We start from the raw sequence: 16,916 nt of genomic DNA on the forward strand, positions 1-16,916 counted from the left end.
TCGATAATTTGCTCTACTGCCACAAGAACGAGCGATCGCCCTCAAGGTCACCCGTGCCGAGCCGGTGATCGTCGCCCTCTCGCGCTCCCGCCCTCGCCGAAGGACACTCATAGGCCAGGGAGTTGCCGCCGGAGGGGGACGACACATGCGGGACAGCCATCGGACCGATGCCGAGCGGCTGTTGGTTCGGGCCGTGGAGGAGGAGGTGCGGCGCTCCGGCGGGCGCACGGACGGGCAGGTGCTGCTGGCGCGGTCCCGGGCCGCTCTGGACGCCATGGCCCAGACGGCGGCCGAGGAGTACGAGGCCTATACGAGGGCTCTCGACGAGGCGTCGGCGGGGCAGCTCACCTTCGGGCAGCGGTATGCCAAGGAGGGTGGCGGAACTCCCCTGCTGGTGGCGGGTGTTGGCGCGGTCGCCGCTGTGGTGGCCGACCTCGCCCTCGGGGCCGGGACCGGTACGGCGTTCGGCGCCGGGGTGGCCGTCGGGGTCGTGGGTGCGGCGGCGACCGTCGTGAAGGTGACCGCCTCGCATCTGCCCGCCGCGCATCACCGCGCGGGTGCCGTGAGTCAGCCCGGCGGTCCGGAGCAGTTGCGGTTGCAGTGGCTGACGGCGCTGGAGGTGCGGGGCATTCGGCCGTTCCTGGACCAGCAGCGGGTGCTCGCCGCGTCCACCGGGCCGACGCGGAAGCCGGGGCCGCAGTTGCGTGGTGCGGACAAGAGTGCGGCGGCGCGGAGAAGGAGTGTGCTGGAGCAGTCCTTCGGTCAACTCCCGGATGCTGTGGGGGCGTTCGCCGGGCGGCGGGTGGAGCTGGCCCGGATTCGGCAACTGGTGCAGGCGGGGCGCGCGAGTACGGAGACCCGGCCGACCGTGGTCGTGCTGCACGGTGCTCCCGGTTCGGGGCGTACCACTCTCGCGGTGCGGGCCGCGCACGATCTGCGGGACCAGTTCCGCGGTGCCTGCGTGGTGGACCTGCGCGGCGACAGCCCGGGTGAGCCGCCGTTGCCCACCCGTGACGCCCTGCTGCATCTGCTGAACCGGCTCGGCGCGCCGCGCGAGCAGCTGCTGTTCCGTGAGCGCTCCTCACCCGACCAACAGGTCAAGCGGCTGGGCGAGTTGTACCACCAGCACCTGACCGGACTGCCGGTGACGATCGTCCTGGACGACGCCTCCGATATCGCGCAGGTGGCGACGCTGGTGCCCGAGCGCTCGGACAGCCTGGTGGTGGTCACCGCCCGCAAGCCTCTCGACCTGCCCGCCGAACTCGCCGCCTGGGTGCACCAGTTGCCGGTGGAGTCGCTGGACTCGGCGGGCGCGGAGGAGCTGCTGGGCGCGGCGGCGCAGGACGGTTCGGAGCCGTACGACGCCGAATCCGCCGACCGCATCAGGGAGTTGTGCGGCGGGCTGCCGCTGGCGCTGCGGATCGCGGGCTCGTCCCTCGGCCCGCGCTCACCGGGTCGACTGGCCACGGATCTCGGCGCGTACGGACCCGTGGAACCGGTCGAACGGGCGCTGTGGCTGCGCTACACCGACCAGTCGGACCAGGCCCGCACCCTGCTGCGGCGGCTCGCGCTGGCCGGCCGGGCCTCACTGGGCGCGGCGGCCGCGGCGGCCCTGCTGGCCACCGACGACACGGAGGCCACCCGCCAACTGGAGGCCCTGTCCCGGGCGGGCCTCATCGACCACGTCCGCGGCACCCGCTACCGCCTGCACGACCTGGTCCGCGCCTTCGCCCAGGCCCGCCTCCTCGACGAGGAGGAGCCGGCCGAACGTACCGCCGCGCAGGAGCGGTTGATCGTGAACTACGGCGAACTCGCCGACTCCGTCCTGCGGTTGGTCGACGGCAACATGTCGACGCGCTCGGACCGGTTCGGCCCGCACGGCTTCACCTCGCTCGACGAGGCGCTGCGCTGGCTGGACGACGAGTCGAGCTTCATCACCTCGACGCTGCGGCACGCGGAGGGCGTCGACCAGGGCGCCGTACTGAATCTGCTGGGCGCGCTGTGCGACTACTGCCTGCTGCGCGGCGACCTCTACCGGCTCGGTGAGATCAGCGAGTTGGCGCAGGCCGTCGACCAGGGGCTGCTTGTCCGCTCGGTGCAGTGGCGCACCGGTATCGCGGCCCGGCAGCTCGGCGAACTCGACAAGGCGCGCACCACCCTCACCTCCGTCGTCGACCTCTACATGGAGGCCCATCACGACGCGGGCGCCGCACGCGCCCTCTGCTCCCTCGGCATCACCCTCCACCACCAGGGCAACCTCACCGAGGCGGCGGCGAAACTCCGCGAGGCCCTCGACCTGCAAGCTCCGCCCGAACTCGCCACGGACCGCGCCTGGACGATGCACGCCCTGGCCGCCGTAGAGCGGGATCGCGGCCGACTCCCGGAAGCCATGCGGCTGTTGACCGACTCCCTCGTCCTGCACCGCGCCGGCGAGTCCGTCCACGGCGAGGCCTGGGCCCACTTCCAGCTCGGCCAACTCGGCCTGCGCATGGGCGACATCCCGCGCGCCGAGTCCGAACTCACCACCGCCCTCGGCCTCTACGGCCGCACCCGCGACGCCCGCGGCGAGGCCTGGGCGCTGACCCAGCTGGCCCGCGCCCGACTCGTCGCCGGCGACCCGTCCCCCGCGATCGACGGCCTGCGCCAGGCGGCCGCCCGGCACCGCGACAACGAGGACGCCCGCGGCGAGGCCTGGACCGTCTACTACCTCGGCCAGGCCCTGGAGGAGACCGGCAACCTCGACCTCGCGGTGCGCGAACTGGAACGCTCCCGCACGATGTTCTCCCGCATGCGCGACGTCTACGGCCTCGCCTGCGCCCGGCACCACTCGGCACGCGTCACCCGCGACCAGCGCGCGGCCCAGACCGGTTCGCTGCGCAACTCCGGGTTCGCCCGCCAGCTCCTGGTCGACGCCCGCGCCGACTTCCAGCGCATCGGCGTAGCCCACGGCGAGGCCTGGACCTGCCTGGAGCTCGCGGTCGTCGACGCGGGCAACGCCCGTACCCAACAGGCGTTGACGCTGTGCGACGAGGCCGTAGGCCTGTTCACCTCGTACGGCGACCACCGCGGCGAGGACTGGGCCCACTTCCTGCGCTCCACGCTGCTGCCGTACGCGGCCCCCGGCGGGGTCGTGGTCGGCACGGCGGTCGCCCAGGAGGAACTGGCCCAGCTGTCCCGCGCCCGCCACCCGTTCCGCGACGAGAAACTCGACGACTACGTGGAGGCGTACCAGCTGCTGCTGGAGCGGGGCGTGAACCTGGAGGCGGGCTGGCAGGCGTGGCGGCTGGGCATGGTGCCGAGCCGGCATGCACGGGAGGTGATGGGGGTGGCGGTGTCCGGCACCCCCTGAGCACCGTTCGTGCGAGCCGCCGGACCGGCCGCCTCAGCCCTGCTTGGCCTTGGGTTCGGCCGGGGCGGCCCCGGACTCGGCCTTCGACTCCGCGGTCGACTCGGCCTTCGGGTCCGCGCCCTCCTTGAAGTCGACCTTGTTCATCTGCTTGCTCATGGACTTCATCAGGCCCCAGACGGCCAGGGCCATCACCGCGAACACGATGAAGCCGAGGACGCCGGGGGTGACCTTGTTCTCGTCGACCTCGGCGAGGGGGACCAGGTGCGTCATTGCCAGGGCTGCGCTTGAGCTCATGTCAGGCATTGTCGCGGATGCCCGCAAACAGATCGTCCTCGGGGAGGGAGGTATCGACGAGGGACTTCGCGAGCTCGTACTCCTCGGTCGGCCAGACCTCCTTCTGGATCTCCATCGGCACCCGGAACCAGCCGCCGTCGGGGTCGATCTGCGTGGCGTGCGCGAGCAGCGCCTTGTCGCGGATCTCGAAGAACTCGGCGCACGGAATGTGAGTGGTGAGCGTGCGCTCGGTGTGCCCCGAGTCGTTCCAGCGCTTGAGCCACTCCTCGTACGGCGACTCCAGGCCGCGCGCCAGCAGCGCGTTGTGCAGGGCCTCGGTGCGCTGCCGGTTGAAGCCCTGGTTGTAGTACAGCTTCTGCGGCCGGTACGCCGGGCCGTACTCCGACTCCGGGTACTTCTCGGTGTCCGTCGCGCCCTCGAACGCCACCATCGAGATCTTGTGGGTCATGATGTGGTCGGGGTGCGGGTAACCGCCGTTCTCGTCATAGGTGGTGATCACCTGCGGACGGAACGAACGGATCTGCTTCACCAGCTCGCCGGCCGCCTTGTCGACGTCCTCCAGCGCGAAGCAGCCCTCGGGCAGCGGCGGCAGCGGGTCGCCCTCGGGCAGCCCCGAGTCGACGAAGCCGAGCCACTCCTGCTTGATGCCGAGGATCTCGCGGGCCTCGTCCATCTCCTTCTTGCGCACCTCGTGGATGTGCTCCTCGATGTACGTGTCGCCCTGGAGCTTCGGGTTGAGGATGGAGCCGCGCTCCCCGCCCGTGCAGGTCACGACCAGCACGTCCACCCCCTCGGACACGTACTTCGCCATGGTGGCCGCGCCCTTGCTCGACTCGTCGTCGGGGTGCGCGTGGACGGCCATCAGTCGCAGCTGGTCAGTCAAGACTCAATCCTCAGTAGGTCGGCGCCCCGGTGTATTGGGGTGCGATCGGCGGCTTCTATAGTGACCGAATCGGGAGGCGAATAATTCCGGGGGCCCGCTTCCACGGCCCCTTGCCGAGAGGACGATCATGAGTACGGCGAGTACGCGACTGCCCGAGGGCCGTTACGGCCGCTCGTCGGACGAGCGTGCCGACCACAAGCTCAGGATCGCCGGCGCCGTCCTCGCGGCGATGCTGCTCGCCCTCGTCGGGTACTTCGCCTACCACTACGTCGTCGAGGCCAAGATCAGCGCCGAGGTGATCACCTTCCAGGCCTCGGGCAACGAGGTCAAGGTGCATCTGGAGGTCCACAAGGACTCCGGGACCACCGGCTACTGCACCCTGCGCTCCCAGGCCGCCGACCAGTCCGAGGTGGGCCGCGCCGACTTCCACTTCGGCGGCTCCGCGACCCGCATCGACCGGGTCGTCACCCTGCGCACCACGGCCAGGGGCACCACGGCCGAGCTGCTGGGCTGCCACTCCGACTGACGTCACCCTTGTTACGTAGGCGCTGACCAGCGTTGACGTATATCTGACGGCTTATGTCCTCCCCCTGACGCCATTGAATTGTTAGGCTCGTGGTTTCGCCCTTCCATGAAGGAACATTCTTCTGGGTAGGGCGATGCTTTGTATTCCCAGTACCTACGAGGAGCACCTGTGACCCAGACCAGCGAAGACGTCACCTGGCTCACGCAGGAGGCGTACACCAAGCTCAAGGACGAGCTGGAGTACCTGTCTGGTCCCGCGCGCGCCGAGATCACCGTGAAGATCGCGGCCGCTCGCGAGGAGGGCGACCTGCGCGAGAACGGCGGGTACCACGCGGCCAAGGAGGAGCAGGGCAAGCAGGAGCTCCGTATCCGCCAGCTGACCCAGCTTCTGGAGAAGGCCAAGGTCGGCGAGGCTCCGGCGTCGTCGGACGGCGCGGTCGCGCCCGGCATGGTCGTCACGATCGCCTTCGACGGCGACGAGAGCGACACGACGACCTTCCTGCTCGCCTCGCGCGAGTACGCGAGCGCCGACATCGAGACCTACTCGCCGCAGTCCCCGCTGGGCTCCGGCGTGCTCGGCCACAAGGTCGGCGAGGTGGCGCAGTACGAGCTGCCCAACGGCAAGAAGGCCTCGGTGACGATCCTCAAGGCCGTGCCGTACAACGGCTGACCCTCAGGACCCCCGCCCTTCGGCGAGCCCCCGGCGACCTTGCGGCGCCGGGGGCTTCGTCGTGCGTCCTCAGGCCGTCGCCGAGCGGTACTTCCGTACCGCCAGCGTCCGGAATACGAGGATGATCAGCAGCGAGTAGATCAGTGAGGCCCACACCGGGTGCACCATGGGCCAGGCGTCCGAGGGCGACTGTCCCGGGTTGGCGAAGAGCACCCGGCAGGCCTGCACGGTGGCGCTGAAGGGGTTCCACTCGGCGATGTGGCGCAGCCAGGGCGTCATGTTGCTGGTGTCCACGAACGCGTTCGAGATGAACGTGACCGGGAAGAGCCAGATCAGTCCGCCGGAGGTGGCCGCCTCGGGCGTACGGACGCTGAGCCCGATCAGGGCGCCGATCCAGGTGAACGCGTACCCGAGCAGAAGCAGCAGCCCGAAGGCGCCGAGCACCTTGCCGGCGTTGGTGCCCCCGTCCGACCCGACCCGCCAGCCGACCAGCAGGGCGACTATCGCGAGGACCAGCAGGGTCAGCGCGGTCTGCACGAGGTCCGCGAGCGTCCGCCCGGTCAGCACCGCGCCGCGCGCCATGGGCAGCGAACGGAACCGGTCGATGAGGCCCTTGTGCATGTCGTCGGCGATGCCCGCCCCGGAACTGGCGGTGGCGAAGGTGACGGTCTGCGCGAAGATGCCGGCCATCAGGAAGTTCTTGTAGTCGGTGGCGCTGGTGCTGCCGCCGATCTGCATGGAACCGCCGAAGACGTAGGTGAACAGCACCACGAACATGATGGGTTGGATCAGTCCGAAGATGACCATCTCGGGAATCCGGCTCATGCGGATCAGGTTGCGCTTGGCGACGACCAGTGAGTCGTGCACGGACTGGCCCAGCGCGCTGCTCGGCGCCGCGACCGGCGCGGCATCGGTGACGGCACTCACTTCGCGGCCTCCTTCTTCTGCTTGCGGTCCTTGGGGGTCTGGTTCTCGTCCGTGCCGTTCTCCTCGGCCTTCTCCTCTGCCACGTGGCCTGTCAGGGACAGGAACACATCGTCGAGGGTGGGGCGGCGGAGGCCGATGTCGTCGATCTCGATGCCGCGGGAGTCGAGCTCGCGGATCACCTCGGCCAGGAGCTTCGCGCCGCCGGTGACGGGGACGGTGAGCTTGCGGGTGTGCTCCTCGACCGTGGTGTCGCCCTTGCCGAAGCCGAGAAGGACCTCGGAGGCGATCGCGATGTGGTCGCGCTCGTGCACGACGACCTCGACGCGCTCGCCGCCGGTGCGGGCCTTGAGCTGGTCTGAGGTGCCGCGGGCGATGACGCGGCCGTGGTCGACCACCGCGATGTCGTGCGCGAGGTGGTCGGCCTCCTCCAGGTACTGGGTGGTCAGCAGGAGTGTCGTACCGCCGGAGACGAGCTGTTTGATGACCTCCCACAGCATCTGACGGTTGCGCGGGTCGAGGCCGGTGGTCGGCTCGTCCATGAACATCACGGGCGGGGAGACGACGAGCGCCGCCGCCAGGTCGAGTCGGCGGCGCATGCCTCCGGAGTAGGTCTTGGCCGTGCGGTCGGCCGCGTCCGCGAGGTTGAACTGGTCGAGCAGCTGGTCGGCCCGGGCCTTCGCGGCCTTGGCCTTCATCTGGTAGAGCTGGCCGACCATTTGAAGGTTCTCCCGGCCGGTCAGGTACTCGTCGACCGCGGCGAACTGGCCGGAGAGGCCGATGGAGCGCCGCACCTCGTTGGGCTGCTTCAGCACGTCGAGGCCGGCGACGACCAGTTTGCCGCTGTCGGGGCGCAGCAGGGTGGTCAGGCAGCGGACGGCGGTCGTCTTGCCCGCGCCGTTGGGCCCGAGCAGGCCCAGCACGGTGCCCTCGGGGACATCGAGGTCGACGCCGTCCAGAGCTTTCACATCGCCGAAGGTTTTCACCAGGCCTTCGGCATAGATGGCGCCTGGCATATCAGTCTCCACGTCGTCGGGGATTCTTTGAAAAGCCTAGGTATGTGTCTTTTGTTCTGCCCGTGGGAGCGGCATGCTGCTGCCTGCGGGCGACACGAGACACACCATAACGCGATGTATCGCGAGTCTCAACGGATTTTCTCGAACGAGTGACGGGACGGGTGAGGGGACGGGTGGGGAACGGGCTCCGACCTCAGTCGATGACCGTGTAGCCCGCGTCGCGCAGGGCGTGGCCGACCTCGGCGCAGTGGACCGGACCCTTCGTCTCCAGATGCAGCTCGACCTCCGCCTCCGTGAGCCCGAGCCGCGGATCGGTCCGGACGTGGCTCACATCGAGGACGTTAGCGTCGACCACTGACAACACCCCGAGAAGCGTCGCGAGGGCCCCCGGCCGGTCCGTCAGCCGCAGCGTCACGGCCAGGTAGCGGCCCTGCGCGGACATGCCGTGCCGCAGGATGCGGTTGAGCAGCAGCGGGTCGACGTTCCCGCCGGACAGCAGCGCGACGACCGGTCCCTCGAAGCCCTGCGGATCGCTCAGCAGCGCCGCGACCGGGCTGGCGCCGGCCGGTTCGACGACCAGCTTGGCCCGCTCCAGGCACAGCAGCAGCGCGGCGGACAGCTCGTCCTCGCTGACCGTGCGGACCTCGTCCACCAGGTCGGCGACGATCCCGAACGGCACCTCGCCGGGGCAGCCGACCTTGATGCCGTCGGCCATCGTCGCCGGGTTCTTGATCGCCACCGGGCGCCCGGCCGCCAGCGAGGGCGGGAACGCGGCCGCGCCCGCCGCCTGGACGCCCACGATCCGCACGTCGGGCCGCAGCGCCTTCACGGCGACCGCGACACCGGCCGCGAGTCCCCCGCCGCCGATGCCGACGACGATCGTGCGCACCTCGGGGCACTGATCGAGGATCTCCAGGCCGACCGTGCCCTGGCCCGCGATGATGTCGGGGTGGTCGAAGGGGTGGATGAACACCGCGCCCGTCTCATGGGCGTACTCCTGCGCGGCGGCCAGTGTCTCGTCGACCACATGGCCGTGCAGGCGCACCTCGGCGCCGTACTCCTTGGTGGCGCTGATCTTCGGCAGGGGCGCTCCCTTGGGCATGAACACCGTGGAGCGCACGCCCAGGAGTGCGGAGGCGAGGGCGACGCCCTGGGCGTGGTTGCCGGCGCTCGCGGCGACGACACCGGCGGCGCGCTCCTCGGGGAGCAGTCCGGCGATACGGACGTAGGCGCCGCGGAGTTTGAAGGAGCCGGTCCGCTGGAGGTTCTCGCACTTGAAGTGCACCGGCGAGCCGACGAGCTGGGTAAGGTGCCTGCTGCCTTCCATCGCGGTCACCCGCGCCACGCCCGTGAGCATCTTCTGGGCGCCGCGCACATCGTCGAGGGTGACGGGTCGCAAGGAGTCAGCCGTGCTGTAGCTCATGACTCAAGCATCGCAGTTCACAGCCGCGCGCCACGGCTGTGACCAACCTCCGAGACTGGTTTGCGCAGCGCCGGTACGGGCCGCCTTCCATCCGCGTACCCTGTCCCCCAACCCAGCACCCCCTTCATGAAGCGAGCCCCCGGCCATGCCCACAACACCTGAAATGTCGATGGACATGACGACCGTCGGTGAACCCGGTCTCCTCGACACTCTCCAGCACGAGGTGGCGGTGTTCGCGCGCCGTGCCGAACAGACCCGGCTCGGCGGAGTCGGACAGGTGCGCAACTCCATGGACCGCGCCGCGTATCTGCTGCTCAACCGCCTGGACAAGGAAGGCCCGATGGGCGTCAAGGCGCTCGCCGCGAGCATGGGGATCGACTCCTCGACGGTCACCCGGCAGGTGGCGCCGCTCGTCGACACCGGACTCGTCAAGCGCACCTCGCACCCCGAGGACGGCCGCGCGGTGGTGCTTCAGCTGTCCCCGCGTGGGCAGTCGCGGCTGGAGGAAGTGCGGTCGTCCAGGCGTCAGTTGATGGACGAGCTGACACACGACTGGGCGCCGGAGGAGCGCGAGGTGTTCTGCGCGCTCCTCACACGCTTCAACAGCGCCCTCTCCGCGCGGATGGCGGTTCCGGGCACCGAGACGTCGTCGGCTTCCTGAAGGACGCGGGTTCCTGAAGAGTGCGGGGCCGGGGTACACGCGCGTGATGCCCGGCTCTCCGCCTTTCGTACCGAACTCTTGACCTCGCGTCGGCCCTGGCCTCATATGAGACCGGGTCCTTCAGGGGGTGAGGCTGCGCGGTGCGAGAACGGCAGGCGTCCCAAGGTGCCCGCCGGGCCCGGGAGTTCGAGGCGTTCGTCGCGGGCGCGGCAGGGCGGCTGCTGCATGCCGCCACGCTGCTGACCGCGGAGGCCCCGGACGACAACCCGCGCGCGCGGCGCCTGCTGACGCTGTCCCTGGCACACACGTACGCGTGCTGGGACCGGCTGCGCGGCGAGGACCCGTACGACCGCGCCCGCCAGTATCTGGCCGCCCGTTTCGCCCGTGCCGCCTGGCACCAGTACGGCGGCCTCGGCCGGGGCCGCCCCCACCCCGACAGCCCGCTGGGCGCGCTCGTGCCCCAGGAGCGGCTGATCCTCGTCCTCAGGCTGTACGAGGGGGTCGCGGAGGAGCAGGCCGCCGCGCTGCTCGGCCTCCCCACGGAACGGGTCCGGACGATCTGCGAGCGGGCGACGGCGACGTTGCTGCATCCGCCGCGCGGTCCGGCACCGAAGGTGGGCGGGGCCAAGGTGGTGCCGTCATGAGGTCCGGAAGGTCGTGGAGCGGGGGTACGCGCGCGTGAACAGGCCCGAGCGGGAGGCGGCCGTACGGCGGATCATGGATCGGACTCCGCCGCAGGTGCCGCCTGAGCTGTACGCGGACGTCGTGCGGCGCGGCGGCCGGATGCTGCGCCGCCGCAGGGCCGCCCGGCGGCTGATGTGGGTGCTGCTGTGGACGGCGGTCGTGGCGTTCACCGTATGGGCGCTGATGGTCCATCCCTGGGTGGAGCCGCCGTCGGAGACGACTCCACCGCTGACGGGTTGGTGAGACCGGCTGCCCTTCTAGCCCAGGGCCTGCTGGAGGTCCTCCAGGAGGTCCTGCACGTTCTCGATGCCCACGGAGAGGCGCACGAGGTCGCCGGGGACCTCCAGGGCCGAGCCGACCACGGACGCGTGCGTCATGCGTCCCGGGTGTTCGATCAGGGACTCGACACCGCCCAGGGACTCGCCGAGCGTGAACACCTTGGCGCGGTTGCAGACCTCGACGGCCGCTTCCTCGCCGCCCTCGACCTGGAAGGAGATCATGCCGCCGAAGGCCCGCATCTGCTTGGCGGCGACCTCGTGACCGGGGTGATCCGGGAGGCCCGGGTAGAGAACGCGCATCACGCGTGCGTGCCGGGTGAGCATGTCGGCGATCTTGGTGGCGTTCTCGCTGTGCCGGTCCATGCGCACCGACAGCGTCTTGGCGCCGCGCAGCACCAGCCAGGAGTCGAAGGGCCCGGCGACCGCGCCCATCGCGTTCTGGTGATACGCCAGCTCCTCGCCGAGCGCCTCGTCGGCCGCGATCAGCGCGCCGCCGACCACGTCCGAGTGACCGCCCATGTACTTCGTCAGGGAGTGCACGACGACGTCCGCGCCGAGGGCCAGCGGCTGCTGGAGGTACGGCGTCGCGAAGGTGTTGTCGACGACGAGCTTCGCGCCCGCGTCCCGGGCGATCTGCGCGACGACCGCGATGTCGGTGATGCCGAGCAGCGGGTTCGAGGGGGTCTCCACCCAGACCACCTTGGTCTTCGGGGTGATGGCCGCCCGTACCGACGCCGGGTCGCTGGTGTCGGCGACCGACCACTCGACGCCCCACCGGGAGACGACCTTCGCGAACAGCCGGAACGTGCCGCCGTACGCGTCGTTCGGGATGACTACGTGGTCGCCGGGGCTGAGCAGCGTACGCAACAGGCAGTCCTCGGCCGCCAGTCCGGACGCGAACGCGAGGCCGCGGCGGCCGCCCTCCAGGGCGGCGAGGTTCTCTTCCAGGGCGGTCCTGGTGGGGTTGGCGCTACGGCTGTACTCGTAGCCGCCGCGCAGACCGCCGACGCCGTCCTGCTTGTAGGTCGAGACCTGGTAGATCGGCGGGACGACCGCGCCGGTCAGGGGATCGGCGGTGTTGCCCGCGTGGATCGCGAGGGTCTCGAAGTGCTGACTGATGTGCCTGTCGCTCATGAGCCCCGAGCGTAGTGCGCCTGCGGGGTGGACGACGATCCGGAGGTTTTCCACAGGGCCGCGGGGGCGGGGTGGGGGGAGTTTTCCACAGGGCGGCGGACCGGGTTGGCCAATTGTCGGACGCGTCTGGTTCGCTTGTGGCATGGAGATTCTCTGGGTCCTGATGGCGCTGGTCATGCTGGGCTTCGTGCTGGTCCCGTTCCTGCGGCGCAGGCGCGGGGCGATCGAGCAGGTCTCGCCGGGCCACCCGGACGCCGCGGACCCGGCGACCTACGGCTTCGTGCGCGAGGAGGAGCTGGACATCCGCATGCCCGGCCCCGACCAGGACCTGCTGGACGTCCTCGACCTGGTGCAGCGCACGCAGGACTACCGCGCGGCGATGCAGCTGCTGGCCGGCACCGACATCACGGGTGAGCTGCGCTGGCAGCGCGTGCAGGCCTTCGCGGGCGCCGCGTCGCTGGAGTTGCAGCAGCGGCCCGGCGGGGTCAGTGAGACGCCGGGCGGGCAGTGGCTGCGGGTGTGGCGGCTGGAGCACCCGAAGGACGCGGGCGGCGCGGCCGTGCACGCGGAGTTCCTGGTGCAGCAGGCGTGGCGTACGTCGACGCGGGGGACGGACGAGTTCCGGATCATCATGGAGGAGGCGCGGGACGCCTGCGGGCAGGCTGCGCTCCTCTCCCCCGGTGACCCGGTGCCGTACATCGTCGAGCTGTCGGTGGCCCGCGGACTGACGTATCCGCAGCCGGAGTTCGAGCAGCTGTGGCTGAAGATCCTGGACCGCGCGCCGGCGCACATGGGGGCACATCTGACGGCGCTGCACTACTGGTGCGAGAAGTGGCACGGTTCGCGCGAGCTGGCGAACTCGTTCGCGGAGGCGGCCGCCGCGCGCGCCCCGCAGGGTTCCCTGCTCGCCGCGATGCCGCTCTTCGCGGTCTTCGAGCACCTCCCCGAGGTGAACCTGGTGAACAGCTTCTACCAGAGCGAGGTCGTGGAGAAGGCGATCCACGGCGCGCTCTTCGCCATCCACGCGGCCCGGCCCGACGACCCGATGCTGGCGCACGTCCGCCATCTCCTGGTCTTCTTCCTGGTCCGCGCGGAGCGTTGGTCCGAGGCGATGAACCAGCTCATACACATCGACGGCCACGTCGGGGCCCTTCCCTGGACCCTGTCCCCGGACCCGGCGGCGGAGTTCGCGGTCTATCGCGCGCTGGCGGTGGCCGGGTACGAGGCGAACGGCGGGAGTCCGGCGAGCTTGCCGCACTGAGTGCCGGGTGCCGGGTGCCGAGCACTGGGGTGAGCGCTGAGTGCCGGGGCGGTCGTACACGAAACGGGTCGTACTCGACAGGAAGGCGGAATTCTCGACGGGGTTCGCCCGTTCAAGGGGTGCGGACCCTCGTTGTGGCCCGATTGGAGATCGTATGTTCCTGCACAGCCGTACGCCCCAACTGCCAACCCCCGAACAGGCTTTGCAGGGCCGGCCGGAGCCGATGTTCACGGTCCCCGATCGGCACAGCGTTCTCGGCAGCCCCCTGCTCGTTCCGTACCCCGAGCACTTGCAGGTCGCCGACTTCGGAATGGGCTGCTTCTGGGGTGCGGAGCGCACGTTCTGGCAGCTTCCGGTCGGCGTGTGGACCACGTTGGTCGGTTACCAGGGTGGTTACACGGAGAACCCCGCGTACGAGGAGGTCTGTTCGGGCCTGACCGGGCACACGGAGGTGGTCCGTGTGGTCTACGACCCGAAGCTGATCTCGTACGAGAGGCTGCTGAAGACGTTCTGGGAGTCGCACAACCCGACCCAGGGCTTCCGCCAGGGCGGCGATGTGGGTACGCAGTACCGCTCGGCGATCTACACCCACACTCCCGAGCAGGCGGCTGCGGCGGAAGCGTCGCGGGTGGCCTACCAGCAGGTCCTCACGAGGTCGCGCTACGGCACGATCAGCACGGAGATACTCCCGGCGCAGGGGCGGGTGTTCTATCCGGCCGAGGGGTACCACCAGCAGTACCTCGACAAGAATCCGGCGGGCTACTGCGGGATCGGCGGGACCGGAGTGTCCTGCCCGATCGGCGTGGCGCCGTCCGATGGCTGACGGCTCCGCGCCCACCGCGCAGCAGGCGTTCGCTTCACTGATGCGCGCACGGATCGCTCCCGGGCTGCGCGCGCTCGGCTTCAAGGGTTCGGGGCAGACGTACGAACTGCCCCACCTCGAAACCTGGGCGCTCATCGGCTTCCAGAAGGCCGCGCACAACACGGCGGGGCAGGTCGAGTTCACCCTCAACGTCACCGTGGCCGACAAACTGGGCTGGGCCCAGGCCCGCAGACGCGAGCCACACCTGCCCGCCCGCCCCAGCCCCAACACCGTCTACGGCCCCGCCGCCTGGCACAGCCGCATAGGCGGGCTCCTCCCCGCGAACCGCGACACCTGGTGGACCATCTCCGCCACGACCGACCCGGAGCCGGTCGCCCGCGGGGTCATCAGCGCGGTGACGGAGTACGCGTTGCCTGCGATTCGGGAGCGGCGGCGTTCGTGAGTGCGGGGCTGCTGGACTGCTGAGCCAGGGAGCTGCTGGGTTGCTGAACAACTGAGTTACTGAGCTGACACACGAGCGGTGCTGCGGCCGGTCGAAAACCGGTGGCTCCGTGGACTGCTCGGCCCCCACCCTGTACGCCATGGAAGAACCGCAGCGCGGAATCCGTGCGGTCCACTCGGAGTCCACGATCACCGTCTACCAGGCGTATCCCCCGGAGATCGGCCTGCCCGCCGCCCGCGAGGGGCGTTTCCCTGCCGCGTGGAAGCGCGACCGGATGACGTGGATCAAGCCGTCGTTCCTGTGGATGATGTACCGCTGCGGCTGGGGTACGAAGGCAGGCCAGGAGACCGTCCTGGCTGTCGAGATCAGCCGTGACGGCTTCGAGTGGGCGCTGCGGCACGCGTGTCTGTCGAGTTACGTCAGTGGGACGCATCCCGACCGGGCCGCGTGGCAGCGGCAGTTGAGGCGTGCGGCCGCTCGCGTGCAGTGGGACCCCGAGCGGGATCTGCGCCTGCGACCGCTGCCCTACCGTGCGCTGCAACTCGGTCTGTCCGGTGAGGCCGTGCGGCGCTACGCGGACGAGTGGACGGTCGCCATCCGGGACGTGACACCGCTCGCGCACGAGATCCGGGCGCTCGTCAGCGGAGGTGACCTGGACTCCGCCGCCCGGCTGCTGCCCCGGGAACGCCCGTACCCGCTGGGAGTCGGACTGGACGGAGCCCTTGCCCACCTGCGGGGATGACGGATGAGCACCGACGACGACGTATCGACACCGCTCGCGGCGCTGTGGCGGGAACGGCGGCCGTCGGGTCCGCCGGTCGCCCACACGTTCCGCAGTACGTACGCGGACCGCTGGGTGCGGTTCCACAGCCTGCCCGGTTCGAAGCGGTATCCGGAATTCGAGGACGAGTACGCGATCGTGCTGCACCGGTACAACACCGTCCTCGACGAGTTGTTCGCCGGCACAGAGGTGTTCGTGGTGACCGTGGACTGGTCGGACACCCCGGCCGGGCCCGCCCACTACCCGGAACCGCGCCGGACACTCCACCCCAGTGGCGTCCACTGGTGGACCGAGTCGAACGAGGACGACCCCGACCCGGAGTTCCACACCCACACCCGTCTCTACACCGACCGGCGCCCGTGGCAGCACGGCTGCGTCGACGAACTGCTGCGCGCCGTCGCCGACGACACACTCGCCGAAGTGTTCGTCACCGACACCGGCCTTCAGCGCATCCACCACCCGTACGACGGTGGCGCCGACGTCATTCTCACCACAGCCGCAGAACGCGACCACCTTCGCGCCAAGCACACCGACTGGCTGTCCAGCCAACCGTCCGGCCTCTGACGGGACAACCGGTGACAGCCCCGGTGCCGCTACGCTCCCCTTTCGTGCAGCAGACGCGTCTCGACACCGATCGGATCCGGGCCGCTCGGCGGGTGATCGACCCGGTGTTTCTCGGCACTCCGCTGTATCGCTGCGAGGCGTTGGAGCCCGGGCTCGGGTGTGCGGTGAGTATCAAGCTCGAAACGGCGAACCCGGTGCGCAGTTTCAAGGGCCGCGGCACCGAGGTGGTCGCGAGTCTGCTCGCCGAGCACGGTCCGCGGGCCGTGGTGTGCGCCAGTGCGGGCAACCTCGGCCAGGCCCTCGCCTGGTCCGGTCGTGGCCGGGGGCTCGACGTGACCGTCGTAGCGTCCCGTTTTGCTACGGCGGCCAAGCTGGACCGCATCCGTGCGTTGGGTGCCGGGCTGGAACTGGTGGACGGGGACCACGAGTTGGCGCGCGAGCGGGCGGCGGAGATCGCTCGGTACGAGGGCATCCGGCTGGTCGAGGACAGCCTGGACATCGAGACGTGCGAGGGTGCGGCGACCATCGGCCTGGAACTGGTGGAGGCACGTGAACAGGCGGAACAGGCGAAACAGACGGGACCAGCAGGACTGGCAGAAGTGGCCGAACCGGCCGAACCGGCGGGCACCGCGCCGCCGTTCGACGCCGTCCTGATCGCTCTCGGCGGTGGGGCGCTGGCCACCGGCGTGGGGCATGTGCTGAAAGCCCTGGCGCCCGGCGTCGAGGTGATCTGCGTCCAGCCGCTGGGCGCGCCGGCGATGACGCGCTCGTGGCGCGGGCGCCGTGTCGTCACCACCGACTCGACCGACACCATCGCCGACGGCGTCGCCGGCCGCCGCCCCATCCCGGCCGTCCTGGACGATCTCCTCCTGGTCGCCGACGACGCCGTCCTCGTCCAGGAGGCGTCGATCGTCGCCGGTATGCGGATGCTCCTCGACCACGCCGGCCTCGTCGTCGAACCGTCGGCCGCACTTGGCATCGCGGCGATTCTGGAAGACCGTGACCGTTTCGCGGGCCGGCATGTGGTCACCATCGTGTGTGGCAGCAACGTCGACGGGGACGCCTATCGCCGTTGGGTCGGCGCGGCTGCCCTCCCGCACAGGGCCTGACCGTTGCTCGTCCGCCGCTCACCACGAACACCGCCTGCCAGACGTACGCCGAGGGCTCGGCGGGCGTCGTGAGAGGGCGCGGGCTGGACTGTCCG

The 16,916-nt window shown here is 70.3% G+C and carries 18 protein-coding genes; 12 read left to right on the forward strand and 6 right to left on the reverse strand.

From position 1 onward, the window contains the following. Positions 1-145: 145 nt before the first annotated feature. Positions 146-3,349, forward strand: coding sequence for a tetratricopeptide repeat protein (locus tag OG194_RS16775; protein ID WP_327401659.1), 3,204 nt, complete (start codon positions 146-148; stop codon positions 3,347-3,349). A 33-nt stretch (positions 3,350-3,382) separates the two neighbouring features. On the opposite strand, the gene OG194_RS16780 is transcribed toward OG194_RS16775, so the two are convergent. Further along, positions 3,383-3,652: a hypothetical protein gene (locus tag OG194_RS16780; RefSeq protein WP_327401660.1), complete on the reverse strand. Its 270-nt coding sequence runs from the start codon at positions 3,650-3,652 to the stop codon at positions 3,383-3,385. Then, positions 3,645-4,505, reverse strand: coding sequence for a mycothiol conjugate amidase Mca (mca, locus tag OG194_RS16785; RefSeq protein WP_327407101.1), 861 nt, complete (start codon positions 4,503-4,505; stop codon positions 3,645-3,647). Before mca ends, OG194_RS16780 begins: the two co-directional genes overlap by 8 nt. A gap of 148 nt (positions 4,506-4,653) precedes the next feature. Here mca and OG194_RS16790 point away from each other — a divergent pair, with 148 nt between their 5' ends. Continuing rightward, positions 4,654-5,052 carry a DUF4307 domain-containing protein gene (locus OG194_RS16790; RefSeq protein WP_327401661.1) on the forward strand — a complete coding sequence of 133 codons (399 nt, stop codon included), beginning with the start codon at positions 4,654-4,656 and terminating at the stop codon, positions 5,050-5,052. A 168-nt stretch (positions 5,053-5,220) separates the two neighbouring features. Beyond that, the gene (gene greA, locus OG194_RS16795; protein ID WP_327401662.1) at positions 5,221-5,721 is read left to right on the forward strand and encodes a transcription elongation factor GreA; all 501 of its coding nucleotides are present in this window, start codon (positions 5,221-5,223) and stop codon (positions 5,719-5,721) included. A gap of 69 nt (positions 5,722-5,790) precedes the next feature. Here the strand turns inward: greA and OG194_RS16800 are convergent, their stop codons facing one another. From OG194_RS16800 to ilvA, 3 genes are all read right to left on the reverse strand, one after another. Next, the gene (locus OG194_RS16800) at positions 5,791-6,648 is read right to left on the reverse strand and encodes an ABC transporter permease (protein ID WP_327401663.1); all 858 of its coding nucleotides are present in this window, start codon (positions 6,646-6,648) and stop codon (positions 5,791-5,793) included. Next, on the reverse strand, positions 6,645-7,661 hold the full coding sequence (locus OG194_RS16805) for an ATP-binding cassette domain-containing protein (RefSeq protein ID WP_327401664.1): 1,017 nt from the start codon (positions 7,659-7,661) through the stop codon (positions 6,645-6,647). The genes OG194_RS16800 and OG194_RS16805 overlap by 4 nt, the downstream gene beginning before the upstream one ends. A 193-nt stretch (positions 7,662-7,854) precedes the next feature. Next, entirely contained in the window at positions 7,855-9,084 is a 1,230-nt protein-coding gene (gene ilvA / locus OG194_RS16810) for a threonine ammonia-lyase (RefSeq protein ID WP_327401665.1), read from the reverse strand. Between the two features lie 163 nt (positions 9,085-9,247). Between ilvA and OG194_RS16815 the strand changes: the two genes are divergently transcribed. From OG194_RS16815 to OG194_RS16825, 3 genes are all read left to right on the forward strand, one after another. Beyond that, positions 9,248-9,745: a MarR family winged helix-turn-helix transcriptional regulator gene (locus OG194_RS16815; RefSeq protein ID WP_327401666.1), complete on the forward strand. Its 498-nt coding sequence runs from the start codon at positions 9,248-9,250 to the stop codon at positions 9,743-9,745. 140 nt (positions 9,746-9,885) lie between these two features. After that, positions 9,886-10,389 (forward strand): sigma factor-like helix-turn-helix DNA-binding protein, encoded by a 504-nt coding sequence (locus tag OG194_RS16820; RefSeq protein ID WP_327401667.1) that lies wholly within the window; start codon positions 9,886-9,888, stop codon positions 10,387-10,389. 34 nt (positions 10,390-10,423) lie between these two features. Beyond that, a complete protein-coding gene (locus OG194_RS16825) occupies positions 10,424-10,672 on the forward strand; it encodes a hypothetical protein (protein WP_327401668.1) in 249 nt (82 codons plus the stop codon). 14 nt (positions 10,673-10,686) lie between these two features. On the opposite strand, the gene OG194_RS16830 is transcribed toward OG194_RS16825, so the two are convergent. Further along, the gene (locus OG194_RS16830) at positions 10,687-11,841 is read right to left on the reverse strand and encodes a cystathionine gamma-synthase (RefSeq protein ID WP_327401669.1); all 1,155 of its coding nucleotides are present in this window, start codon (positions 11,839-11,841) and stop codon (positions 10,687-10,689) included. Positions 11,842-11,983: 142 nt separating this feature from the next. On the opposite strand from OG194_RS16830, the gene OG194_RS16835 reads away from it, so the two are divergent. From OG194_RS16835 to OG194_RS16860, 6 genes are all read left to right on the forward strand, one after another. Then, the gene (locus OG194_RS16835) at positions 11,984-13,102 is read left to right on the forward strand and encodes a hypothetical protein (RefSeq protein ID WP_327401670.1); all 1,119 of its coding nucleotides are present in this window, start codon (positions 11,984-11,986) and stop codon (positions 13,100-13,102) included. A 154-nt stretch (positions 13,103-13,256) separates the two neighbouring features. Further along, positions 13,257-13,925: a peptide-methionine (S)-S-oxide reductase MsrA gene (gene msrA, locus OG194_RS16840; protein ID WP_327401671.1), complete on the forward strand. Its 669-nt coding sequence runs from the start codon at positions 13,257-13,259 to the stop codon at positions 13,923-13,925. Beyond that, positions 13,918-14,367, forward strand: a complete 450-nt coding sequence (locus tag OG194_RS16845; protein ID WP_327401672.1) for a DUF4304 domain-containing protein — start codon at positions 13,918-13,920, stop codon at positions 14,365-14,367. The genes msrA and OG194_RS16845 overlap by 8 nt, the downstream gene beginning before the upstream one ends. Positions 14,368-14,506: 139 nt before the next feature. After that, a complete protein-coding gene (locus tag OG194_RS16850) occupies positions 14,507-15,109 on the forward strand; it encodes a DUF4291 domain-containing protein (protein WP_327401673.1) in 603 nt (200 codons plus the stop codon). 3 nt (positions 15,110-15,112) lie between these two features. Then, positions 15,113-15,712: a DUF3885 domain-containing protein gene (locus OG194_RS16855; RefSeq protein WP_327401674.1), complete on the forward strand. Its 600-nt coding sequence runs from the start codon at positions 15,113-15,115 to the stop codon at positions 15,710-15,712. 44 nt (positions 15,713-15,756) lie between these two features. Further along, entirely contained in the window at positions 15,757-16,821 is a 1,065-nt protein-coding gene (locus OG194_RS16860; protein WP_327401675.1) for a threonine ammonia-lyase, read from the forward strand. The last annotated feature ends 95 nt before the right edge of the window (positions 16,822-16,916 follow it).

This window comes from Streptomyces sp. NBC_01288 (genome assembly GCF_035982055.1).
In the GTDB taxonomy this organism is placed as follows: domain Bacteria; phylum Actinomycetota; class Actinomycetes; order Streptomycetales; family Streptomycetaceae; genus Streptomyces.